This window comes from Belliella marina, from assembly GCF_042682445.1.
Classification (GTDB): domain Bacteria; phylum Bacteroidota; class Bacteroidia; order Cytophagales; family Cyclobacteriaceae; genus Belliella; species Belliella marina.
In genome coordinates this window covers 73,682-95,650 of the sequence record NZ_JBHUHR010000021.1, presented here as the reverse complement: position 1 = coordinate 95,650, position 21,969 = coordinate 73,682, and the positions used below count along the sequence as shown (strand labels likewise).

Here is a 21,969-nt window from a genome sequence, read left to right as displayed (position 1 = left end):
CAATATTTTTATTTTATCAAATCCAATCCTACGAAATAGTTAAGTTCTTCTGCTTTCTCGTTTACCTCTTTTCCTGTTTCAAGAATGATTATTTTGTTTTCCAGATAGGCATCCAAAAAATCCAGGTATTCAAGCAGGCTTATATTTTTTCCGATGAAATTTTTTGTGTAACTATCCAGCAAAACATCCAGGATAGCTTCATAACCAGGCTCTATTTCAGCCAGAAAATCGATGGCATTGGATAGGTTTTGATAAGAAAGCACAAGCTCATTTTCTATATCCAATGTTTTTTGTTGAGACAGTATTTTGGATTGGTCTATACTGAGTTGCGCATGTTTTATGTTTCCTTGATTCCGGTTGAAAAAAGGGATATCCATGGATATACCGACACCTACAAAGTCAAGCATGGTGTTACCATTTCTGTCATAACCTGCATTCAGCACAATGTCAGGTACACGCTGAGCCTTCTCATATGCGTACAGGTTTTTAGAATAATCCTCCTCCAATTGGGCAATTTTAAAGTCAGGGCGGGACTCTTTTGCCTGCTCGATTAGGTCATTCAAAACCAACAGGCTGAATTGTGCGGTATCTTTTAGGTAGCCATCTTCCGATATTTCGAGTTGTGTAGTTGAAGGCAACCGCATCAGCAGTTTCAATTCCTTCTGAGACACGTTGACTTCTTTGTTCAGTTCGTTGATGTTTTGTGCTATCTCCAGTTCGAGGGCTTTTAAGCGGATATATTCGCCCTTCGGAATATTGCCTTGTTCCACTTGGCTTTGATATGCCTTGGTGAGTTGCTTGATGGAAACTAGCTGATTCTTGTAGATACCCCTGCTCATTTGCAGGTATTGCAGTTGGGTAAGTTGGTTTCGGAATTCTATTTTTAGGTTTCTGAGCAAATCCTCAAAGTATTGCTTGGATTTTTCCACAGACACCTGCTCTAGTGCAATCAATTTTTTGCGTTTTCCTGCAGTTTGGATAAGCTGTTCTATATCGAAACCTATTTGCTGGTTCCTTCCAAAATTGCCCCAAAAAGGAGGGGAAACTTCCTGTCCACCAGTTTGTCTCTCGGTGGCCCAAAGGTTTACTTCAGAAATGGAAAACGTGGGGTTGGGCCACAGTTTGGCCTGCATTACCATGGCTTCTGCTTGTGGGATACTTAGCCTTTCGGCAACAATTAATAGATTTTCTTTCAAAAACACAGACTCAGCCTCCTCACGGCTTAACCTTAACGTGTCCTGGGCCCTGGCAGAAAAGCAAAGCAAAAAAAGAATGGTGATAAAGATTCCTGACCTGATAATATCCATAGTTTACCTACATCTTAAATGATAGGCAAAACTGCGGATAGCAACCTTAAAAAGACCTTAAAACGAATAAAATTTAGCTTAAAGGAAAGTTGAGCTCAAAGACATTAAGATTTTCAGAAGGGTTTGAATAGTTTATGGTTGCCCTATGGAGTTTGACAATCTTTTCTGTCAATACCAAGCCCAAGCCAAATCCGATTTTACCATGGCTGTTTTTCCCACGAAAAAAATGGTTGAACAGGAAATTTTCTTCCATTTGGCTGATGGGAGTTCCTGTGTTGATAATCTGAATTTTCAAACGATGGGCATCGGCGCAATCAAATATTATTTTGGCGCTTGCGCTATCGCTATATGAAACACAGTTTGTCAATAGGTTCAGGATGGCTTGCCGGATTAGCACTGGATTCAGGTCTATGATCAGTCTAATTTCTTTGGTTTCATCAGGACTGTAGCTTACTTCAAAATAAAAATCCGGATAGGTGGCATGAAGCTCCTCTATGACATCATAAAAAATCTCATCAATCCGAAACCCCTGCATTTTGGCTTTTTGTCCCGATTCAATTTTAGCGATTTCCAGCAATACGTTTATGACACCACCCAAGGATTTTGCTTTGACGATTTGACTCCCTATCTGAGATTTTATGTCCTCAACATCTGACAGACACATTGTTTTTTCAAGTTCGGACACCAATACTGAAATGGGAGTTTTTAATTGGTGGGAAATATGGTGGACCGTATGCTTTTGAAACACAAATGCCTCATTGGTCCTTCTCAACAATTCATTGAATCTTTGGGTCAATTGTATCAATTCATACGAAGAAGTTTCGATTGACAATCCATCAATTTTTTCTTTGCTCAGATCGTATTTGTTTAGGTTTTCTGCAAGTGCTGTTATCGGCTTGGAGATTTTGTGGGAAAGAAACCTTGATACAAAAATCACCACAACTGTGATAAACAGGAATATCCCGATCAGCACATTCCTCAGAAAATACATCTTTGCATAACCGAAGGCATCAAATGCCTTGCTGACTGCATAGTATTCGTTGTTGTTGGTGACTGCATAGATCCCTATGAGATCATATTTATCTTCTTTTGTTTCTATCCACTTTTGTTTTGGGGAAAGTCTGTTGAGAACAGTCCCTGCCTTCACTATATCCAAGCTGTCCAAACTGGAGAAAATAAGGTTCTTTTCCGAATCATATACAAGGAGTTTCTCATCGTAAAAATCATTGATATCTTGCTTGTCGATGAGGTAGGATATGGTGGCACTTTCTTCCTTAAACCTCTCGATGAGCTTGAGCGTGGTGTGGATTTTTTCGTTTTGCTGCTGTTGGAATTCTTCTTCTCGATATTCCGAAAACAGAATGTAAACAATTATAAATGAAATTGCGGTGAGGGCAATTACAGTAGTGGAAAAGTATATAAGTATTTTGTTCCTAATTTTCATTTAGCCGCTTTTTTATTCAGGGAAATCACTTTTATCCAAAAGAACCCTCCTATGTTTGAACTTAATCACCTTTGTCTGTGTCCACACAGACCAATCCATCAAATTGGACAACCATCGAAGGGTTTCTCACTTTGAAATTGTCAAAAGCAATTTCCCCGCTTTTTTATTCAGTCAATGTGTAGATCCCCGCAACTTAGCAATTCATGTATCAACAGTCCAAATAATACCCATAGCCAACTTTGGTCTTGATTGTGCTTTTGCCAAAGGGTTTGTCAAGTTTATTTCTCAGAAAATTAACATATACTTCAATGGTATTGGTATTGGCGTCAAAAGACCTTCCCCAAATTTCTTTTATCAAGTCAGCCTTCGAAATGATGTCTCCATTTCTTTCCATTAACCTCCGAAGGATTTGGTATTCTCTTGGAGTCAAACTGATTTCCTTACCCTGTCTGAATACTTTTTTTTGATCATCATTCAGTGTAATATCGCCTGTTACCAAAATGGGGGTTTCTTCAGCTCTTGAATTATTCTGCTTGTTTCTCTTTATCAGCGAGTTGACCCGTAGAATAAGTTCTCTCATGTAGAATGGCTTGGTCAGGTAATCATCTGCTCCACAATCAAATCCTTGTACTTTATCCTCCAACTCAGCAAATGCCGTCAATATAATCACAGGAGTAGAGGTATTGTGCAGTCTGAAATCTTTACATAAGTCAAAGCCATTTTTCCCTGGTAGGTTGATGTCCATGATGATACAGTCGAAATTGCTTTTTTTCAACATCCTGTCCGCCAATAAGCCTTCATAAACACATGCGGTATGATGGTTTTCAGCAGTAAGCGCCTCACTGATGTTTCTACTTAATGTTGGGTCATCTTCTACTATTAAAATTTCCATAAATGTAAAACTACTCATTATATGGTTTATTGTTCATGGCAAGATTGTAAAAATGACTCTATAGGTTTTGGAATGCCCTTCTTTTAAATGCTCAGAAAAGACAAGAAATCTTCCGAATGCTTCATGAAAAACAGAATGTGAATGGAGGGATTAGGAAAATAAAAATTTAAACCGCATTCAATTGGTATTGGCACCATGCAATAATACAGGCTTGGACAAGCTATAATATTAATATGTATATCCGCATGATTACATATGCATAATTTAACTACTGCTGCCATTGCGGATAATCATAAATATAAATTTCCACTTTCCACAATCCAAATATATGCAACATAGTTGCATATTTAAGTTTAAAAAACATATTTTTGTTTTGATATCCAATTCTATGCTAGGCAACCGAAAATGTTCTATTAGTCGGCTAGAAAAAATTGGTAAGTCTAGTCAAAGCTATTTTGACAAACAATCATTCAATCCGCAGTACCATGCGCGAATACCAACGGTACTGTAAAAAAGGCATAAAAAAACACCTAATGCAAAAAGCAGAAAAAATCAAAGTCATCATTCTCACTGGGTTTTTGGGAGCTGGAAAAACAACACTGCTCAACAATATACTATCCAATGACAAGGGGAAACTGAATTTTGTCATTGAAAATGAATTCGGGAAAGTCTCGGTGGACAGCACTCTGGTCCAGAAAAATTACAACCAACTATTTGAGTTAAACAACGGCTGCATCTGCTGTTCCCTGGATGCCGAACTGATTGAAGTCCTTACCCAACTGATCATAGCCGAAAAACAGCCTGATTGTCTATACATAGAAGCATCAGGTGTAGCCGATGCAGGTATGTTGGCCTCGGTATTCAAAAGGGACGATGTACTGAAGTACTTCAACCTGACCCAGGTCATCTGTCTGGTGGATGCGGAAAATTTCGAAGATAGGGTCACCGAAGTTCCTGAAATGTACCGGCAGATCATAGCGGCAGATCGGATTTTGATCAACAAATCAGACCTGGTACGACCCGCATACATAAAAGAATTGGAAAGTAGATTAAAATCCCTCAATCCATTTGCTGCAATAGAACCTACTATTCACGGCAATTTCAGTATCGACCCTGTCCCGGATAGATCCATGTCCAACTATGCAAAAATTGACCAATTCCAAACCATTGAAACGAATGCGGGACATAGGATGAAAAGTATTGCGATAGCTGTACCGGAGGAATTCGACAGAGACCAACTGTACGCTTCCCTATCGGTGACACTGTATCTCCATTACCATCAAGTATATAGGATAAAGGGATTTGTACGCTTGAAGGGGGAAGAAAACCCCGTCCTCCTACAGTCTACAGGCAATAAAATTACACTTACCGCACATACGCCATCGGATTCACAAAAATACTTCCTTGTCTTTATAGGCAGGGATATAGAAAGAAAAGGGCTGGAAAGGATACTTTTTGGCTACAAAAAAGAAAAAGTACTAGAAAACTGATTGCTATGATTCTGAGTGGACTAGAAATAAAAAACAGATTGGAAAAGGATATTTTCATTGATCCTTTCGACCACAACCGCCTCAATCCCAACAGCTACAACCTGCGGTTGGACAATGTTCTCTTGACGTATGAAGATGAGGTATTGGACATGAAAAAACTGCACACTACTATGGAAATCACTATTCCGGAAGAAGGCCTGCTGTTGGAATCCAACAGGCTCTATCTCGGAAAAACGATCGAAAGGACACGTACCGAAAACCTCGTACCAATGCTGGAAGGCAGGTCTTCGATTGGAAGGCTTGGCTTGTTTGTACATATCACGGCAGGTTTTGGAGATGTTGGTTTTGATGGTTTTTGGACATTGGAGATTTTCTGCGTCCACCCTATCAGGATCTATCCGAATGTAGAGATATGCCAGATTTATTACCATGATATCAGTAAACCTTTCCAGACTTATAATTCCGGAAAGTACCAACATAATTCAGGGATTCAACCCAGCTTACTTTATCAGGATTTCGAAAAATGATCAAAGCTATATTTATACTGCCCATCAAAGTCTACCGATTGCTGATCAGCCCCCTGTTCCCTGCATCCTGTAGACATGAGCCCACATGCTCTGCCTATATGATCGAAGCCATCCAAATCCATGGCGTGGTAAGTGGTATATCAATTGGACTCAAGAGATTGTCCAAATGCCATCCTTGGGGCACATTTGGCTATGACCCTGTACCCAAGAAAAAATGTGAAAAACATGGATAATTATGCTTTGATTTTGAAAGAAAAGGGAATCCGTCCCAATAAAAACAGAATAGCTGTTCTCCAGAAATTGGCGGAAGAAGGAAAGGCTTTTTCGCTGTGCACCATGAGTGGACAGATGCTCTCCCAGATGAATAGAACCACTGTTTACCGGACTTTGATGCTTTTTACCGAGAAAAAATTAATCTGCAAAATCCCCTGTTCTGATGGCAACACGCTCTACACGCTACAAACCAATGATCTTGGCTGTATCAACCCTGCCCAATTCCGATGTAAATCCTGTCAAAAAGTAGAAGCTTTGCCCAATCTACCGGAAGAATACCTGAACGAAATCCGGGACAAAAAAATAAGCTTCCAATCTGTGATATTGGAAGGCTTTTGTGAGGAATGTGGCAGCTCTTGATACTTTTTCATTGTTTTTTGAGACTTGCTTTTTCTTATGGAACTTTATTATTCGATATTTAAAATTCAATATTCAACATTTTTTAAATCATGAATTTTGAACTCCGAATAACGAATCAAGAATTAGCTAGGACCTTGAATGTAATCCCCCATCTACTATCCCCAGCGTATCTCTGCAGCTTTGCACTCAGCGAGATGTTGATTTTGTCTTGTGTCTCAAACCTCACATTGTTACGCCTTGATATTTATTTTGTCTTTTTACTTAATTTAACTTCACATTTTTAGGGTGCTTTTTGTGTAATTCCCTAAATCGTTCGTGCCTACGGCACTTGATAAACCGTCACGAATCTTTAATCTCGGCAATAAATTACCGATCTAATATTTCGGTCATGCCTACGGCATTTTTTCTCAAGTACATGTCGCTAAAATCCCACACGCCCTCTCTCATTCTTGTCACGTCCTGAAAATAGTTGACACTTTTTTTTTCTATTAGAGGAGTTCAACCCTGTCTGACGCCAGGCAGGCTCTCTCGGGGTTGTTGTCCTCGTCATCAACTTTGATCCCCGGGTTGCAACCCGGGGCTCCGCCACGGCGGACAAGTTATTGAAAGTTTAACTCCCGATGTTCGGGACAGGCACTTCGTGGTTGATCCCTCTCATTTCTTGCTTCTCGTTTCTTATGTCTTGGTTCTTATGTCTTGATTCTTGACTCTTGTTTCTCATTGCACAAGTGATTCAGCTGAATCTTGCATGTTTTTGAATTTGCTCCATGAAACTTGATTCTCGGGTTCCCTCATTTCCAGGTATAAATCAAGGTATGGGTATTTTTCTTCATTGGGTTTCCTTGAAGATTTCAAATAGGCATAAGATTCAAGCAATTGACCCGCTTTGGCACGAAGCCTAAGGTCTATTTCCTGGGGTTCGTATCCCTTTGGAACTGCATATACAAAATGTCCTTCTGCTTTGCTTGAAACTGGAATCTGGAAAAAATCCCGCTCTACAAACTCTTTTGTCTTGTTGAAACTCTCGGAAGCTTCCACAAAAAAATCCACCGCATGATCTGGGTATCCAAACAGGTAACCATATGCCCTAAACCTCTCCATACTTTCGCCAAATTCCACCATCGCTATGATTTGAGGGAAAGTCATATCGGGCAAGACACCCCTTTTTAGGAAAAAAGAATCATGCCCGGCAATCAATTGGCGAAGGGATTCCCTGTGGTATACCATGATCTGAAAAATCCTTTTGTCTCCATGAACAGCTTTGAAAGGAAGCAAGGCAAAGCCAATCTCCTCGTTTTCCAGCAAACTGAGTACCTTATTGAATTCTTTCAGCTTTCCCTCCACCTGCTTTCCATCCAAATACTCTTGGGTGACTGTGTCTATCCCAAAACCAAATTGCAGCACAGTGCTGACAGGCTTAAGTCCTCCCATCACGGTATAGAGGCCTTCGTTTTCAAGGATTTCTTTCGCCAACGAATCAGCCAACGTCAAGCTTGGAGTACCTGCAAATGCAAGTTTGAAGATAAATAAGAGCGTAAGGGTTAATATGGATTGTTTGATTCGATTCATGTTTTTAGAGTATTAAAGAAGTACGGATTAGGATTTCATTTAAGGGGTAAGTTTCAGATATTCTATTGGAATATGAGATGGATATGGAGAGCAGCTGTTTTCGCTGAAGACGATGCTCCCAAAACATCCCCATCCCAGGCTCCCAATAAGTCTGCCCATAAAACGACAACATCGGTGGAATAAGCAAATTGGATAACTCTGTGGCTTTGTTACCCATTTGGCTTACATCACCTCTTTGCAAATTGACACTTGGTTTTAGGTAAAATTTATTCGATTCAGATAGCTGGATTTCCTTGAGTAAGTATAGGGAAGTGTTGAATTCACGCAGATGAAGACCTGCATTTGCAGCAATATCTGTTGACTCATAGGAACGCCAATCAATACTACTTCCTACTTGCCATGGATTTTTCCGAATTGATTGCCAAATCATCTCATTCGAAATTTCAGCTGATCCATTTTCCACATTGATCGCCCCAAATACAGGATCTCTGCCCAGTTGGTTCTTGTTGTTATATTTGAGATAAAGCTCAAACCTTCCCTTATAAAAGTCATGAATTTGAATTCCGGTCATCAGGTTCATTGCTTTTGCTTTGGCATTGCCACCTACTATCGGAAAAGCTATGCCATCTCTTGCCTCCACATTTTCATTTTCTAACCTAAATTCCGCAAATGATTTGATTTTTTCCCTTTGGTATGTAAGGAAAAAGAGATAGTTGGTTTCCTTCACAAACAACTTACGCTGGTAGCTCTGGAAAGTATTTGAAGTAAATGTATACCAACCCCTAGCCTGCAGCAAGCGGAAGTCCCGAATAGAATAACTCCCAATCTGAAGCTCCTCCCCGCCCGAACGATAACCCAAACCAAGCCCCGCTTGCCATATATCATTAAACCTGACTGCTTCCTGGATATCTATCTTATATTCGTTGTGGTTGGCCAGTGGCCTGGGTTCTGAACCTCGACTGGTACTGCCTACATCGTAGGATACAGACATGGATGTACTCAACCTATCATTTGAACCATAATAAGGACTCTTGATGCTAAACAGAAAACCGGTATTGTCACCTGACCAAGATCCAACCAGGCCATCCATCACCAAGTACGGCATCCCTACAAGCCTATCAGATTGCAATAAGAATGAGCGTCGTTCATCCAATACCTTGGAATAGCTGAATTTCCCAAAAATAGCCCATTCTTTTACCTGAATCCTGGATCTGGTATCGAAGGCAAGGGTTTTGGATTTTGTCGGCCCAAATGGCTGTGTTCTGACACCATCTTGGGAATGGTATCCAATCCCAGCTTCATAAAACCTGGGATCGGATGCTTCCATCATATATGGATGGAGGTACTGCATCTCCAAAGCCAGTTGCTCTCTATAAAAGCGGTCTGGAATACTGTCCTGTGCCAAGGCTGCGGCGCCTTGCACAAGACAGAAAACCACCAATAAAACTATTGATTTAGACATTGATTATCAAGGCAATTCAGGCTGATCAAGGAGTATGAAGTCCTCACTGCTGTTATTGGAATCTTGATATACCTTATGCCCGTCCAAAACCACGGACTTCCTGATGATCGACTCCCCAGTATAGGTATTTGAAACAAAAGAGAATCCTGCATCAAGACTGACCGGGATTCGCTTAAATGCCCCATCCGTTTCACTTCTAAGAGCCTCTACCGCATCTATGACCAAGTTCTTTGGCACTTTCACGACTCTTGGGAATTCGGGGCTGGTATCAGGTATGGAAACCTGCTCAAGTGCTCCGAAATCTTCCGTCTTCCAAAGTATGGTTCCCGGACCAAATACTGGCACCAATGAAAAGGTAGCATTAAAAGGATGGTAAACCATGACCATATTCGGAACATTTGGAGCATCAATATCCCTAGTCGATCCTGTCACAAACAATTCAAAATCGGCATTGGACAGATTCACAGGACTGCTTGGATTGGCATTCTCTTCCTGATGGTTGATTCCCTGCTGTGCAATCAATACACCTGTATAGGGTTGCAGGATATTCTCCTCCCCTGAGCCTGGAAATCTCCAAGCGGTAGAGATATACACGTTGTCCTGATCATCAGCAAAAGGTGAAGGTGCTGTATTTGGATTGATCAGACCAGAAGGGCCATATACATTGGAAATCAGTAAACCATCCAAAGCAATGGCTTCATCTGAGTTGTTGTATATTTCATAAAACTGGTCAAAAAAGTAATTGCTGCCTTCGGGAGTCTTGGAACCTGAATAATATAATTGCTTGATAATAAGACCTCCAGAAGCACTACCCGAAAGCTGGATTTCCAATGGACCTTGTTCTGCAACTTCTGCTGTCAACATCAAGTTGTTGTCCAGATAATTCAGGTTGAGTGGGACAGAGATCCCAACAATCTCCTCTGCCTGCTCGGCAGTCAGTTGCAGGTTTGCAGAAAGTTCGTAGGCACCTGGGACAAGTTGGGTAAAATCTACCCTCCCATCAGCGGAAGCAGTTTGCTCTTGGACACTTCCGGAAGCTAGCTCTTTGATAGTAACCTTCGCTCCAGCGGCCTCAGTAGCTGAATAATCATCTGGAAACCCTATCATCACCGTGAGGTCAAAGGGCCTTATCCTCGGTCCTTCGTCGGGATTACAGGAAAACTGGAAAAGAATCGCTACCAATACTGCGAGACCTAACATTGATTTGTGGAGATTTTTCATTTTGATAATTGGTTTGTATTTAAAGTTTGAAGAAAATTTCTGAGCCAAAGAAGAGTGGAATATTCCTCTGCGAATAGATGTTTGATCTCGAATTCAGATAGAGAGGTCGGTGATCGACCAGGTTATTGACATAAAAGGCAAAGCCCCTCCCCTTGCTGAATTCTTTGTTCAGCCTGAGATTCAGCAATAACAAAGGAGGCCTGTTTTCGCGTAAAAGTTGGCGGTCCAATACTTCCCTTCTGTATCGCTCATACTCCGGGAGGGCTGACTCTTCAGCTGTCAACTGCCTGACTGACCCTGATCTATCCAGAAGTGCGATTGGTAGTGGATTGTAGCCAACCGGCCTGTCGGATTGTATCCAAATAACCTGAACCAAGGCAGACACTACCAGACCAGCTGCGGGAAGTCTGTGGATCAAGCGTATGGAGCTATTGAATTGACTGGCTTCATCCCCAATCCCTGCATTGTAATAAGGTATATATTCACTTTCTGTATGACGAAAGATAAAATTGTTGTCAACCTGGTTGCCCGTAGTATGCGATTTTGAATGGATAAAAGCTCCCGATACATTGATGGAAGTCCGGAGGGATTTGATCTCTGGAAAATCCAAAACGTACTCCAGCCCGATATTTTGGAGGAATTGGTTATCGAAAGGCCGATCATAGGCCAAAAAGAGCGTATCGAAAGGCACTTGCTCACCAAGTACCGGAGGACTTCCCTCAGGATACTCCAATACTTCAAATTGGGATCTATGGCCTAAATATGGTTCCCTTACAAAACTTGGGGCCCGGTCTGTCTTTTCCCTAAACATGGTAATCAAAAAATCCACGTTTTTGATTTTACCCTCCAATCCAAATTCCCATTTGTTACTGTTGAAATAACTCATTTGACCGTCCGGAATATTGATTTTTCTGGTAGTAACAACCACCAGCCTTTCAGCGGGGTTGGTGGCATAATGGTTGAAATTGATCATATCAATAAAGCGCGGGCCGGGGGATAGGTAATGAAGCCCGGGGATTTTGGAAAGTATCCCATAGCCTCCCCGAATTGCAAAGCTTTCCTTTGCTTGCCAAAGCAGGTTGATCCTAGGCTGCAGGGATGTACCAAGATCCATTTTGGTGGATCCACTCAAGAAATAATGGTCTGCACGAAGCCCCACTTGCCAAAACAAGGGCTTTTGGACAAATTTCGATGAAAAGCGATCTTCTAGATAAAATGATGTCTGATTTAAGTTTGGCACCTCGGAAAAACTCCTGGGTCTATCCCCTGCACTGTAATTCTGTCTTGGCGGTCTGGTAGGGTCAAACATCCTCCCTTCACCTTCATTGCTGTCTGCCCTCCATTCTGTACCAAAGCTTATCTTGTGTGAATTGGAACCAATCTTCAGACTCTTCACGGCTTCCATCCGATGATAGTAATTGATCACCTTTCCGTTCACAGTAGTTTCATTGAGGTATCGGGCAGATCCATAAGGAACCGCACCTGTGGTGTCTTTTGTGAAGATCGGACGGGGACCTACATTGGTGGTGATCAATTCTCTGAAAAAAGCATCTTGCTTGCTGTAGGTATAAGCAAAATTTGCTTCAATTTTATCCACCCAAGGCGATTGGGGAATGTAATTCAATGTAGTATTGAATCGGATCGACCGTTCGTCAGTATCCCATGCCCTAGCTGCGGGATCATTTCCATCATCCTGTCTCCTTCGGGCCACATTCCCACTCAACGCCAAGCGTGACTTGATCGAAAGTTGCTGTGAAAAGAGCTCTCGGATCTCATGTGCCATGCTTGCTGTCAACCTGGAGTAGCTGTTGAGGATGTCCCTTGGGTCTGGTCTGGAATCTATATAGTCCAGATCCAAACTCACTGCCTGGTTTTTGTTTGATATCCTTTTGCCTGCTCCAAATCCAACCTGCAAAGTATTTGGGTTGGCCCTGACACGAAGCTCTGGACTGAACTCTCCAATCCTAGTCTCTACAAGCACTGCCCCTGAAGTGAAATTCCCGAATTTTGCCGGTGCTATCCCACGGATCACCTCGACCTTTTCTATCTGGTCAGCCGGAATCTGCCGCAGGTCAACCCCCTGACCAGCCACAGATTGAAAGGGAGGAGAACTCCCCGGTGAGCTGTTGAGGATGTTTACATTGTGCTGCATATTGGCATCATTGGATAAGGGACTGCCATCGATTACCACTGATGTCCCCATTTGCGCTATCGCATTACCTGAAGTATTGGTCGACAATTGCCTGATCAATATTTGTTGGGGACTGTTTACACTGGGGTTGAAAGCCAGCTGACCGGGCAAAAGCTGCAACACATCCTTCAGGCTGTTTGGCTGGACATGGGCGATTGCACTCTTCCTGATTTCAGTACTGGAACCCAAACCAGCCCCTCCTTCTTTCCCAAGGACAGTGACTTGTTCCATGTCTAAGCCTCTTTCTTGGAGGATTATCGACAGATTGACAGGATCATTTCCTACGTTGAAGTTTGTGTCCACACTGGAATATCCCAGAAAAGAAGCGGAAACTGTAAGGCGCATATTTTCCGACACTCCGATTGGACCAAAATTACCCGATACATCAGTCACCGTATATTTCCCCAATGGCTCTACTTTTATGATCACCCCAGGCAGTGGAGTCCCATCATTACCGTACACTTTTCCATCAATATATTGTCCATATATCGGGGAAACGAAAATCATCAAAAACAAAATGGTTAATCGGATACTTTTCATTAATGCAACATTGTTGCGCAAATATACCCATCCCAAACATATAAACGCAACATAATTGCATATATAAACCCTCAATATTTAACCGCTTAGCAAATGGGATTCCCAACTGGTTGAAATGGATGGCTTTAATATATCGAGCATGAAAAAATGTCATCTCAAAAAAGTCAGTTTGTCATCATTCCCCTTCATTCATTTCACAATAGAAGCGTAGAATAAATGCTTTAAGGCAATAAATACCAGCAAATTTGGACTGGCATTTCGTTTGTTTTATTTCTTGAAATAAATGTTTAATCTAAATCTTTATTATTATGAGCACTTTAATGAATGTTCCTAAAAAAGGAGGTTTGATACAAACAGAAAATCACAGTTCAGACCTCCCTACCCTTTCATCATGGATTGATGACCTTTTCAGCAGAGATTTCCCCTCTGTTTTTTCCCAAAACTTCAATAGGGGAATCAGCTTGCCAAAAGTAAACATTCGGGAATCAGCAGATGCCTACTTTGTTGAAATGGCAGTCCCGGGTCTATCCAAATCTGATTTTCAAATAGATCTTGAAAACCAAGTTCTTTCCATCTCTACCAACAAGGAAGACAAAAAAGAAACAGAGAACGATAGATACACCCGTAGGGAATTCGGCTATTCTTCCTTCAAGAGAAGCTTTACACTGCCGGAAACGGTAGATGAAGGGAAAATAAAAGCAAAATACAACGAAGGGATATTGAGTATCCTCCTTCCTAAAAAAGAGGAGGCAAAACAAAAGCCTCCAAGAAACATTGAGATTTCTTAAGACTTAAGAACGCTTAAGTACCAAACAAAACCACACCTATCGGCTAAAGACCGAAAGGTGTGGTTTCGCCTAAAGGCGACTAAAGTGCATCCGAGACTTCGTGTTTGTGAAAAACTTGGTGATCTTTGTGGTAATTATTTTTACCACCAGGATCACAAAATAAAAAAGCCGAGTTCACAAAGAAAAAAACTAAAGTCGAGGGATTTTCCCCCAGAGTGAGGCATTAATTGAGAGAGGCCAAATTGGCCTCTCCTATTTTTAACCCAAGCAATCAGATTATCGCAGAACAATCACACAACTGAGAAAATTTCCATGTTTTGGTATCCAAAGTTCATTGCCTTCAGTATAAATCCCCCTTCGGAATCGGTCTAATAAATCTAAATATTAAATGACTATCCGCTTTCTTACACGTAGCCAAACAAAATATTGATGGGTGAGCGATTTGAGTTTCTGTTGACTGTGAACTGTTGTCTGTTGACGAGTATCCGCATCGGATAAAGTCTTTTCTATCACAACGTGCAACATTGCGGATACTCATAAAATATCATGTTGTTTAATCTTATTAAACAATGTTTTTCTATCAATCCCCAACTGCTTGGCCGCTTTGGTTTTGTTGAAATGGTTTTCTATCAGTACTTTCCTAATGGCTTCTGCCTCAGCCTGTGCAGCTATTTCTTTTAGATCCACAGCCTCTTCCTGTGGTTTTTTTACAATTTCGGGCCTATGGGATTTAGAAGCATCATTATCTTCCCTAAATGCAAACTTGTTGGCATGCACAATCTCATGTGGAATGGCACTAATTTCCACCTCTTTGCCATCAGTCAACAAAAGTGATCTCCTGATGGTGTTCCTCATTTCCCTAAGATTGCCAGGCCATTCATAATTCATAAACAGGGTACTGACTTCTTTTGAAAAACCCAGCACATTTTTTTTCAACTCCATATTTGCCGCATCCAAAAAATGGTTGGCGAACAGCAAAATATCTTTACCCCTCTCCCTCAATGATGGCACATTGATCGTGAATTCATTGAACCTATAGAACAAATCCTCTCTGAACCTCCCTTTTTCGACTGCGTTCTTAAGGTTTTCATTTGAAGCCACTATAATCCTCACATCAATGGTTTTGTCCTTTACACCACCTATCCTTCTGAGCTTCTTTTCTTGAACCAACCTCAATAGGCCTATTTGGATTTCGTAGGAAAGATTGCCGATCTCATCCAGAAAAATAGTCCCACCATCTGCCAATTCAAACTGTCCTTCTTTGGCGCTGGCAGCTCCCGTAAAAGCCCCTTTTTCATGTCCCCATAGCTCACTTCCAGCCAGGTCCTTCGTCAATGCACCACAATCTATTGGAATGAATGGTTTGTCTTTCCTTTCACTTAGGTTGTGGATAGTTCTTGCAATGTTTTCCTTTCCAGCACCACTTTCACCATATATGATGACACTAAAATTCGTCGGTGCCACCAAAGACACTTCTTTCAAGAGGTTTTTTGAAGCCAAATCCTTGCCCCATATATAATCCGAACCTCCAAAATTTTGTTGGTTTATAGATTTCAATTCCTTCTTGGAGACAATGTCCTTTTTCACATCTACTACCGTGGGTGTATTGATGGCCCGATCTATCAAACTGAGAATCTCATCAGGTATAAGTGGCTTGACTACATAGTCGAAAGCCCCTTTTTTCATCACCTCTACGGCAACCCGTACATCTGAATAACCGGTGATGATCGCCAACTTGGTCTCAGGTGAAATCTTCTTCACCTCTTGTAATATTTCTGGACCTTCTATATCCCTGAGTTTAAAATCACAAAGAATCAAATCATACTTTTCCTTCTTGACAAATTCCAGGCCATTCATTCCACTCAAAGTAGTTTCTACCTCATGCCCTTTATGTGTCAAAAACCTTTTAAGAAGGTTACAAATTTCTAGATTGTCATCAATCACTAATATTTTGGCCATAATACTTTATTTGGTCAATTTGTCAACTTGATCAAGAGAAAATGGTTTACTCAAAAATGCCAAGGCACCTTTTGATTTCGCTTCAAATCTTATCCTTTCATAATCAAATGCACTCATCATAATGATATTAAGCATTGGTTGCCTATCCTTTATCTTCGGCAAAGAATCCAGTCCATTGCCATCGGGAAGATTTATGTCCAAAAACAAGAAATCGGGTGTTATCTTTTGAAGCTGTCCTTTGCCATCTGTTAAGTTGACGGCAGTGTAAACTTCAAACCCTTTCCTTTTCAAGTACCTAGACAGCATATTCAATATCCCTACCTCATCATCAATTATCAAAACGCTCCTTTTTCCCATGTGCCTGTATGAATCTGTAATTCTCGATTAAAATCAAAGAAGGAAAAACCAATTAAAAACTGTAAAATCCAACCTAATCACCAGTCATAATACAAATAATCGTATTTTGGCTGATGATTTGGTTTTGATAGTTAAGGTAGATTTTCCCAAAATAAAAAGAGACTAAACTCTCCTTCCCGAAATTACTCTAAATAAGATTGAAATGACAGCCAGGACTAACAAAATATGTATCAATCCGCCTACACTATAAACAAATGCACCAAATATCCAACCTATCACTAAGATCAAAGCAATTAAATACAATAAATTTCCCATTGTCTTAAAGTTTAAATTTAAATAATAATTTAATAGAAATATTCCAAACTTTATGCCCAAACCACTATCCTGCCGTTAATTGTATGATACGACCCATTTTTGGGAACCATAGCAAAGACCGACAGTATTCCATGGGGAAAAAACACCCCGTGTTGAGCATCAAAGCTCGAAAACAATATCGTAAAACATGGAAAAAATAAAATCGATAACTGTTCTGACATTGATTTTGATTCTGTTGAGTGGATCAATTTCACTTTACATACTTTATAGAATCAAGCATCTCAACCAGGTAAAATCATTGACTGACCAAATGGTAGAATACACCAACGACATCCATATAATGTCTTTGGAAAATGAAATCACCTTCCTAAGCTACGCTACCACATACGATTCTACATTTTTAGACAGCATCCATTACATCCAAACCAATATCAACAAAAAACTGGACAGTCTGAGAGAGTTTAACAGTACTTTCGGCTATAATGATGACTTGGTTGACAGCCTTCAAAATACAATTGAAAAGAGGTACGAAGCATTTCAAAAATCAAAGAATGAGTATACCGGAGCCGAGAATTACCTGAATTTTGTCAAATCTTACAGAAGCCAGAATTACCTTAAGTTCGGACAGAAAATCAAATCACTGAACAATCAGATTTTGGCGGAACAGCAAGCGTTTCTCAGCCAAAAAGAGAAAGGCCTCATCAACAACCTCAATATCCTTTCGATCATCGTATTGGCTGTAGCAGCCATAGCTGTATTAGCTGTCATTATCAGCTTCAGGACATTCTTCAGGTACAAGGTAGAGCAGGAAGCTGCTTCCCAGCAATTGGCGGAATACAAGGAGTTATTGGAACTGCAAGTAAACCAACTGAATATATCCAATAAGGAATTGGAGCAATTTGCCTATGTGGCATCCCATGACCTGCAAGAACCATTGAGAAAGATAACCTCGTTCAATGATCTCCTGCAGGACCAATACAAAGACGAATTGGAAGGGGAAGGCAAGTTATATCTGGAAAGAATAGCTTATGCAGCCAATAGAATGAGGAAATTGATTACAGACTTGCTGGAGTACAGCAGGGCTGGAAGGCAAAAAGAGGAAGATGATATTCTCGACCTTTCGGAAGTGGTCAACGAAGTTGTCGACGACCTCTATGTCATGGTACATGAAAAAAAAGCTGTGGTGGAAACTGCGGACCTCCCCAAAATCTTTGGGACTTACACCGACTGGAGAACTGTATTTCAAAATCTCATCAGCAATGCCATAAAATTCTCCAAACCCAATATCCCACCAGTGATCCAAATCAATGCTGAAATTGCTGATAAAGAATTGGTTCACAGATTGATCAGCGAGCCTGATGACAGTATCGTGTACTATCACCTGATAGTCAAAGACAATGGCATAGGCTTCAACCAAGAATACGCCGATAAAATCTTTGTGATTTTTCAAAGGCTATTTGGAAGGGATGCATATGAGGGAACAGGTATAGGTTTGGCCATCTGCAAAAAAATATTCGATAAAATGGGTGGCGCTATCTATGCAGAATCCAAAGAAGGTGAAGGAGCTGTCTTCCATATAATATTTCCCAGCACTACAACATAAAATTTCCCTACAATGGAATGGCACAACTAGAAACATCAATAAAACCTAATATTTTTAACTTAAAATACAATCGTTATTCAAATCCTATTGATAATTAAAATATAAAATTCGGTTAAGCCATAAAAAATTCATTAACTTCGTAGACGACTTTACGAATAAACACCCGCCAACATGAAGAATGAAAAGATTATAAATATCCTGGTTGCAGAAGATGATATAGATGATAGGCTGCTTATCACAAAAGCTTTTAAGGAATCCTTTAACAAAGCCAAACTGACATGCGTAGAGAACGGAGAAGTTCTCCTGCAGTATCTGAGAAGGCAGGGTAAGTATTTTGATGAATTGAAGTACCCATCCCCAAACCTGATTCTTTTGGATCTCAACATGCCCAAGAAAGATGGCCGTGAAGCACTGGTTGAGATCAAATCAGATGTAGAATTCAAAAAAATACCTGTGATTATCTTCACGACATCCCAGCTTGAAGATGATGTCAAAGCCACTTATAATAGTGGAAGCAATAGCTATATCACCAAGCCGGGGTCTTTTGATGGTCTATTGAATGTGGGGAAAGAGTTGGAGACCTACTGGGGAAAGACCGTACTCTTACCGAGTTAAAAGAAATCATTATCGACGCCAATGGAAGACAACAATAAAAGAATATTGTTTGTAGATGACGACCCTGATGATTTTTTGTTGATTGAAATGATGCTCAGGAGTTATAAATCTATGAATTTTGAATTGAGCCATGCCAAAAGCTTTAAAGAAGCCGAGGCATTCATGACGCAAAACTTTGATGGTTTTTTGGTCGATTACAGATTGGGATCTGAGTCGGGAATAGATGTATTGGAGCTTATCAAAAGCAAGTCCAAACATGCTCCTGTCATCATCCTTACGGGGATGGAAGATGGTCAGGTTGACAACCAAGCCATGGAGTTTGGTGCATCGGACTACCTTGTCAAAGGAGCTTTTGATGGGCAGATGCTTGGAAGGACAATCAGGTATGCCATCCGTGACGCAGAGCTGCACGAAAGCTTGGATATTGCAGGAAGAAAATTCAAAAACATTTTTGAAAGGGCCGCTGACCCAATCATCCTGATCAACAAAGAATCATTGATCATGGATTTCAACCCATCTTTTGTCCAGAAGTTTGGATACAACCCAGAAGAGTCTGATTTCCACGCATTTTATTTTATCGATCTTTTGGTAGACGAAAAAGACAAGGAACTCCTCAAATCCAACCTGTGCAGAAACTTGGATGTCCTGGATTTTGAAGCCAAGATCAAGGTAAACAAAAGCCAAAACATAGTGGCTTTGCTCAGCATTGTGATGAATGAGTCAAACAAAGATCTATATCAAATTATGATCAAGGATTTGACAGAATTCAAAATCAGAAATGAAGAGCTGTTCAACCTCAAGCGGTTTTCTTCTACGGGAAGAATTGCCCGCATTATTGCCCATGAGGTCAAAAACCCACTTACCACCATCCTATTGTCTGCAGAACAACTGGGCTACGAACTCCCAAACGATGTAAAGGAAGAAAGTGGTGACTTGCTGGACACCATCAAAAAAAACTGTACCAGAATCAACCAACTGATTACTGAATTGCTGGATTCTACAAGATTTACAGAACTCAAATCCGAGAATTACTCTCTTAATAAACTGATAGAGGAAGCTTTGGAAGAAGTAGAGGGAAGAATCGGTCTCAAATGCATCAAATTGGTGAAAGATCTTGACCCCGAGGTAGGGAATGTAAAGCTGGACGTGGCAAAAGTAAAGATTGCATTTGTCAATATCCTGGTGAATGCGATTGAGGCCATGGATGGCAAAGAAGGTCAACTGGAAGTGAAAACCTGTACCAAAGCCAACAAATGTATCGTAGAAATATCGGATAACGGCTCTGGAATACCGCAGGAAAACCTTGACCGTTTATTCGAACCTTTTTACACCAGCAAGCCTACAGGATCGGGACTTGGGCTTACCAATACCCAAAATATCATTTATAGTCATGGTGGCAACATACGGGTCCAAAGCAAGGAAGGCATCGGAACAACATTCTTTATTTCATTGATTAGCAATTAACTAAACTACTATAGGCTAAAGACCGATAGGTTAGGTTTCGCCTAAAGGCGATCAAAGTGCATCCGAGACTTTGTGCTCTCCTTGTGAAAAACTTGGTGGCCTTTGTGGTTACAATTTTTACCACGAGGACCACCAAATAAAAACGCCAAGTTCACAAAGAAAAAAACACTAAAGTCTTCGCCTAAAGGCGAGGGATTTCCCCCCAGAGTGAGGCATTGAACAACCCAGTTAAAATCATTGCTTTATTCTGGAATACGTTTCCTCAATACCTCAATATAAATATGGATTTCATAAAAAAAGGCTATTCAGTATCTGAATAACCTTTAATTTTATTTAAAAATGTACTTTCACTTGATTAAACAATCACACAATTTATTCTTGGTATTGGATTAGCTTTCCAAATCCAATTTAATCCTTTCATATCTCATTTTGATATTGTTCCCCAATTTTTCGGTGTTTTTCTCCAACCATTCCCAGCTTTCTTTAGCACCATCCTCTATATCATTGGCAGTATTTTTTGTACTCTTCTTGGCGTCGGAAGTCCTCTTTTCCCACCATGATTCTAAATTGGTAATATGTCTTTCAGCGTCTGCTTCCCATTTTTCCGCCTTTTTTTGAGATTCCATTTTGGCATCTTCATATTTTTTCTCCAAATCACTCCACTCTTTCTTCGCATCTTCACGGGTGTTTTCGTATGAAGATTCCACATTGCTTACCAGTTGGTTGTATCTTCGATCCAAGGCAGTCCAATTATGGTTAGCATCCCTTTCCACAGCAGTCTCTACACTGTCCACAAAGCTTTCAAGTCTGTCCATATTTTCTTTCTGTTGTTCTGTGTCCCCTCTTTGTTCACATGATACAACCAGGAATAAACCCATTCCCATTCCCAATAAAATTGCTTTAGTCCGTTCCATAATTTATAAAATTTTGTTCAACATGAATACTTTTACTTCTTACTTATGCAAAAGAGATTCCACTACCACAATTCTTCATTCCAATTGCCAAAATACAGTTTAAAATACTGATTACTAGTTATTTAAATAAAATTTAAACGAATCAATTCCAAAATACCATTCGAAGACAAACGATACATTTATGCCACAATCAATGGAATTTATACCCCAATTTTGATTCCATATACTTTTAATTCATCTCGGCAATCGTATTTAGTATCAAAAATTCAAAAACACCCATTCGCTAACATCAAACACGAAAGGTTTTCCCCAAAACATGGTCAAACAACCTCGAATAATCCCCCAAACCCATTCCATTTCGGATTAAAAATCACTGAAAAATGCACCTCAAGCTAAAATGAGGCATCTTTCTGAGGAGAAATCAATGTGGTATAGTATATGAATACTTTAAAACAAATAAATCTTTAACCAATTAAATTATTTAACTATGAGTGCTTTAGAAGATAAAATCAAAGGAAACTGGAATGAGATCAAAGGAAAACTCAAGCAGAAATATGGAGAATTGACTGATGACGATTTGGTTTATGCAGAAGGTGAATCAGAGGAGTTGTTGGGAAAAATCCAAAAGAAAACAGGAAAGACCAAAGACGAGCTGAAAAGCTTTATCAATGACCTGTA

At 40.3% G+C, this 21,969-nt stretch carries 20 protein-coding genes; 9 read left to right on the top strand and 11 right to left on the bottom strand.

Annotated features, from left to right (window positions below; all coding sequences use genetic code 11):
• Positions 1-8 precede the first annotated feature (8 nt).
• The 3 genes from ACFSKL_RS07280 to ACFSKL_RS07270 all read right to left on the bottom strand — a co-directional run bounded on the left by ACFSKL_RS07280 (position 9) and on the right by ACFSKL_RS07270 (position 3,661).
• Positions 9-1,307 (bottom strand): TolC family protein, encoded by a 1,299-nt coding sequence (locus ACFSKL_RS07280; RefSeq protein WP_376884875.1) that lies wholly within the window; start codon positions 1,305-1,307, stop codon positions 9-11.
• A 73-nt stretch (positions 1,308-1,380) separates the two neighbouring features.
• Positions 1,381-2,751 (bottom strand): sensor histidine kinase, encoded by a 1,371-nt coding sequence (locus ACFSKL_RS07275; protein ID WP_376884873.1) that lies wholly within the window; start codon positions 2,749-2,751, stop codon positions 1,381-1,383.
• 208 nt (positions 2,752-2,959) lie between these two features.
• Positions 2,960-3,661 (bottom strand): response regulator transcription factor, encoded by a 702-nt coding sequence (locus ACFSKL_RS07270; RefSeq protein ID WP_376884871.1) that lies wholly within the window; start codon positions 3,659-3,661, stop codon positions 2,960-2,962.
• A 515-nt stretch (positions 3,662-4,176) separates the two neighbouring features.
• Here ACFSKL_RS07270 and ACFSKL_RS07265 point away from each other — a divergent pair.
• From ACFSKL_RS07265 to ACFSKL_RS07250, 4 genes are read left to right on the top strand one after another with little or no spacing between them, the layout of a single operon-like run.
• On the top strand, positions 4,177-5,133 hold the full coding sequence (locus tag ACFSKL_RS07265; RefSeq protein WP_376884869.1) for a CobW family GTP-binding protein: 957 nt from the start codon (positions 4,177-4,179) through the stop codon (positions 5,131-5,133).
• Between the two features lie 5 nt (positions 5,134-5,138).
• Positions 5,139-5,660, top strand: coding sequence for a dCTP deaminase (gene dcd, locus ACFSKL_RS07260; protein WP_376884867.1), 522 nt, complete (start codon positions 5,139-5,141; stop codon positions 5,658-5,660).
• Positions 5,657-5,893, top strand: a complete 237-nt coding sequence (gene yidD / locus ACFSKL_RS07255) for a membrane protein insertion efficiency factor YidD (RefSeq protein ID WP_376884865.1) — start codon at positions 5,657-5,659, stop codon at positions 5,891-5,893. Before dcd ends, yidD begins: the two co-directional genes overlap by 4 nt.
• On the top strand, positions 5,886-6,293 hold the full coding sequence (locus ACFSKL_RS07250) for a Fur family transcriptional regulator (protein WP_376884864.1): 408 nt from the start codon (positions 5,886-5,888) through the stop codon (positions 6,291-6,293). The genes yidD and ACFSKL_RS07250 overlap by 8 nt, the downstream gene beginning before the upstream one ends.
• A 717-nt stretch (positions 6,294-7,010) precedes the next feature.
• On the opposite strand, the gene ACFSKL_RS07245 is transcribed toward ACFSKL_RS07250, so the two are convergent.
• From ACFSKL_RS07245 to ACFSKL_RS07230, 4 genes are read right to left on the bottom strand one after another with little or no spacing between them, the layout of a single operon-like run.
• Positions 7,011-7,862 (bottom strand): hypothetical protein, encoded by an 852-nt coding sequence (locus ACFSKL_RS07245; RefSeq protein ID WP_376884862.1) that lies wholly within the window; start codon positions 7,860-7,862, stop codon positions 7,011-7,013.
• Between the two features lie 4 nt (positions 7,863-7,866).
• A complete protein-coding gene (locus tag ACFSKL_RS07240; RefSeq protein ID WP_376884860.1) occupies positions 7,867-9,324 on the bottom strand; it encodes a DUF6850 family outer membrane beta-barrel protein in 1,458 nt (485 codons plus the stop codon).
• A gap of 6 nt (positions 9,325-9,330) precedes the next feature.
• Positions 9,331-10,545 carry a DUF4876 domain-containing protein gene (locus tag ACFSKL_RS07235; RefSeq protein ID WP_376884858.1) on the bottom strand — a complete coding sequence of 405 codons (1,215 nt, stop codon included), beginning with the start codon at positions 10,543-10,545 and terminating at the stop codon, positions 9,331-9,333.
• Between the two features lie 19 nt (positions 10,546-10,564).
• Positions 10,565-13,276 carry a TonB-dependent receptor gene (locus ACFSKL_RS07230; protein ID WP_376884856.1) on the bottom strand — a complete coding sequence of 904 codons (2,712 nt, stop codon included), beginning with the start codon at positions 13,274-13,276 and terminating at the stop codon, positions 10,565-10,567.
• Positions 13,277-13,584: 308 nt separating this feature from the next.
• On the opposite strand from ACFSKL_RS07230, the gene ACFSKL_RS07225 reads away from it, so the two are divergent.
• Entirely contained in the window at positions 13,585-14,064 is a 480-nt protein-coding gene (locus ACFSKL_RS07225; protein WP_376884854.1) for an Hsp20/alpha crystallin family protein, read from the top strand.
• 534 nt (positions 14,065-14,598) lie between these two features.
• Here ACFSKL_RS07225 and ACFSKL_RS07220 read toward each other — a convergent pair.
• The 3 genes from ACFSKL_RS07220 to ACFSKL_RS07210 form a co-directional block, all read right to left on the bottom strand.
• Positions 14,599-16,023 (bottom strand): sigma-54-dependent transcriptional regulator, encoded by a 1,425-nt coding sequence (locus ACFSKL_RS07220; RefSeq protein WP_376884852.1) that lies wholly within the window; start codon positions 16,021-16,023, stop codon positions 14,599-14,601.
• A gap of 6 nt (positions 16,024-16,029) precedes the next feature.
• Entirely contained in the window at positions 16,030-16,380 is a 351-nt protein-coding gene (locus ACFSKL_RS07215; RefSeq protein ID WP_376884849.1) for a response regulator, read from the bottom strand.
• A gap of 162 nt (positions 16,381-16,542) precedes the next feature.
• Positions 16,543-16,695 (bottom strand): lmo0937 family membrane protein, encoded by a 153-nt coding sequence (locus tag ACFSKL_RS07210; RefSeq protein WP_376884847.1) that lies wholly within the window; start codon positions 16,693-16,695, stop codon positions 16,543-16,545.
• 187 nt (positions 16,696-16,882) lie between these two features.
• On the opposite strand from ACFSKL_RS07210, the gene ACFSKL_RS07205 reads away from it, so the two are divergent.
• The 3 genes from ACFSKL_RS07205 to ACFSKL_RS07195 all read left to right on the top strand — a co-directional run bounded on the left by ACFSKL_RS07205 (position 16,883) and on the right by ACFSKL_RS07195 (position 20,377).
• Complete coding sequence (locus tag ACFSKL_RS07205; RefSeq protein WP_376884845.1) at positions 16,883-18,298, top strand: sensor histidine kinase; 1,416 nt, start codon at positions 16,883-16,885, stop codon at positions 18,296-18,298.
• 171 nt (positions 18,299-18,469) lie between these two features.
• Complete coding sequence (locus ACFSKL_RS07200; RefSeq protein WP_376884844.1) at positions 18,470-18,913, top strand: response regulator; 444 nt, start codon at positions 18,470-18,472, stop codon at positions 18,911-18,913.
• A gap of 21 nt (positions 18,914-18,934) precedes the next feature.
• On the top strand, positions 18,935-20,377 hold the full coding sequence (locus ACFSKL_RS07195) for a hybrid sensor histidine kinase/response regulator (protein WP_376884842.1): 1,443 nt from the start codon (positions 18,935-18,937) through the stop codon (positions 20,375-20,377).
• Between the two features lie 389 nt (positions 20,378-20,766).
• Here the strand turns inward: ACFSKL_RS07195 and ACFSKL_RS07190 are convergent, their stop codons facing one another.
• Complete coding sequence (locus ACFSKL_RS07190) at positions 20,767-21,291, bottom strand: hypothetical protein (protein WP_376884840.1); 525 nt, start codon at positions 21,289-21,291, stop codon at positions 20,767-20,769.
• A 487-nt stretch (positions 21,292-21,778) separates the two neighbouring features.
• Here ACFSKL_RS07190 and ACFSKL_RS07185 point away from each other — a divergent pair.
• On the top strand, positions 21,779-21,969 hold a 191-nt coding region (locus ACFSKL_RS07185), incomplete at its 3' end, for a CsbD family protein (protein WP_376884838.1).

What these genes read in the sequence shown, in the direction of transcription:
- ACFSKL_RS07280 (WP_376884875.1), bottom strand. Translation starts at nt 1,307, where the DNA reads ATGGATATTATCAGGTCAGGAATCTTTATCACCATTCTTTTTTTGCTT.
- ACFSKL_RS07275 (WP_376884873.1), bottom strand. Translation starts at nt 2,751, where the DNA reads ATGAAAATTAGGAACAAAATACTTATATACTTTTCCACTACTGTAATT.
- ACFSKL_RS07270 (WP_376884871.1), bottom strand. Translation starts at nt 3,661, where the DNA reads ATGAGTAGTTTTACATTTATGGAAATTTTAATAGTAGAAGATGACCCA.
- ACFSKL_RS07265 (WP_376884869.1), top strand. Translation starts at nt 4,177, where the DNA reads ATGCAAAAAGCAGAAAAAATCAAAGTCATCATTCTCACTGGGTTTTTG.
- dcd (WP_376884867.1), top strand. Translation starts at nt 5,139, where the DNA reads ATGATTCTGAGTGGACTAGAAATAAAAAACAGATTGGAAAAGGATATT.
- yidD (WP_376884865.1), top strand. Translation starts at nt 5,657, where the DNA reads ATGATCAAAGCTATATTTATACTGCCCATCAAAGTCTACCGATTGCTG.
- ACFSKL_RS07250 (WP_376884864.1), top strand. Translation starts at nt 5,886, where the DNA reads ATGGATAATTATGCTTTGATTTTGAAAGAAAAGGGAATCCGTCCCAAT.
- ACFSKL_RS07245 (WP_376884862.1), bottom strand. Translation starts at nt 7,862, where the DNA reads ATGAATCGAATCAAACAATCCATATTAACCCTTACGCTCTTATTTATC.
- ACFSKL_RS07240 (WP_376884860.1), bottom strand. Translation starts at nt 9,324, where the DNA reads ATGTCTAAATCAATAGTTTTATTGGTGGTTTTCTGTCTTGTGCAAGGC.
- ACFSKL_RS07235 (WP_376884858.1), bottom strand. Translation starts at nt 10,545, where the DNA reads ATGAAAAATCTCCACAAATCAATGTTAGGTCTCGCAGTATTGGTAGCG.
- ACFSKL_RS07230 (WP_376884856.1), bottom strand. Translation starts at nt 13,276, where the DNA reads ATGAAAAGTATCCGATTAACCATTTTGTTTTTGATGATTTTCGTTTCC.
- ACFSKL_RS07225 (WP_376884854.1), top strand. Translation starts at nt 13,585, where the DNA reads ATGAGCACTTTAATGAATGTTCCTAAAAAAGGAGGTTTGATACAAACA.
- ACFSKL_RS07220 (WP_376884852.1), bottom strand. Translation starts at nt 16,023, where the DNA reads ATGGCCAAAATATTAGTGATTGATGACAATCTAGAAATTTGTAACCTT.
- ACFSKL_RS07215 (WP_376884849.1), bottom strand. Translation starts at nt 16,380, where the DNA reads ATGGGAAAAAGGAGCGTTTTGATAATTGATGATGAGGTAGGGATATTG.
- ACFSKL_RS07210 (WP_376884847.1), bottom strand. Translation starts at nt 16,695, where the DNA reads ATGGGAAATTTATTGTATTTAATTGCTTTGATCTTAGTGATAGGTTGG.
- ACFSKL_RS07205 (WP_376884845.1), top strand. Translation starts at nt 16,883, where the DNA reads ATGGAAAAAATAAAATCGATAACTGTTCTGACATTGATTTTGATTCTG.
- ACFSKL_RS07200 (WP_376884844.1), top strand. Translation starts at nt 18,470, where the DNA reads ATGAAGAATGAAAAGATTATAAATATCCTGGTTGCAGAAGATGATATA.
- ACFSKL_RS07195 (WP_376884842.1), top strand. Translation starts at nt 18,935, where the DNA reads ATGGAAGACAACAATAAAAGAATATTGTTTGTAGATGACGACCCTGAT.
- ACFSKL_RS07190 (WP_376884840.1), bottom strand. Translation starts at nt 21,291, where the DNA reads ATGGAACGGACTAAAGCAATTTTATTGGGAATGGGAATGGGTTTATTC.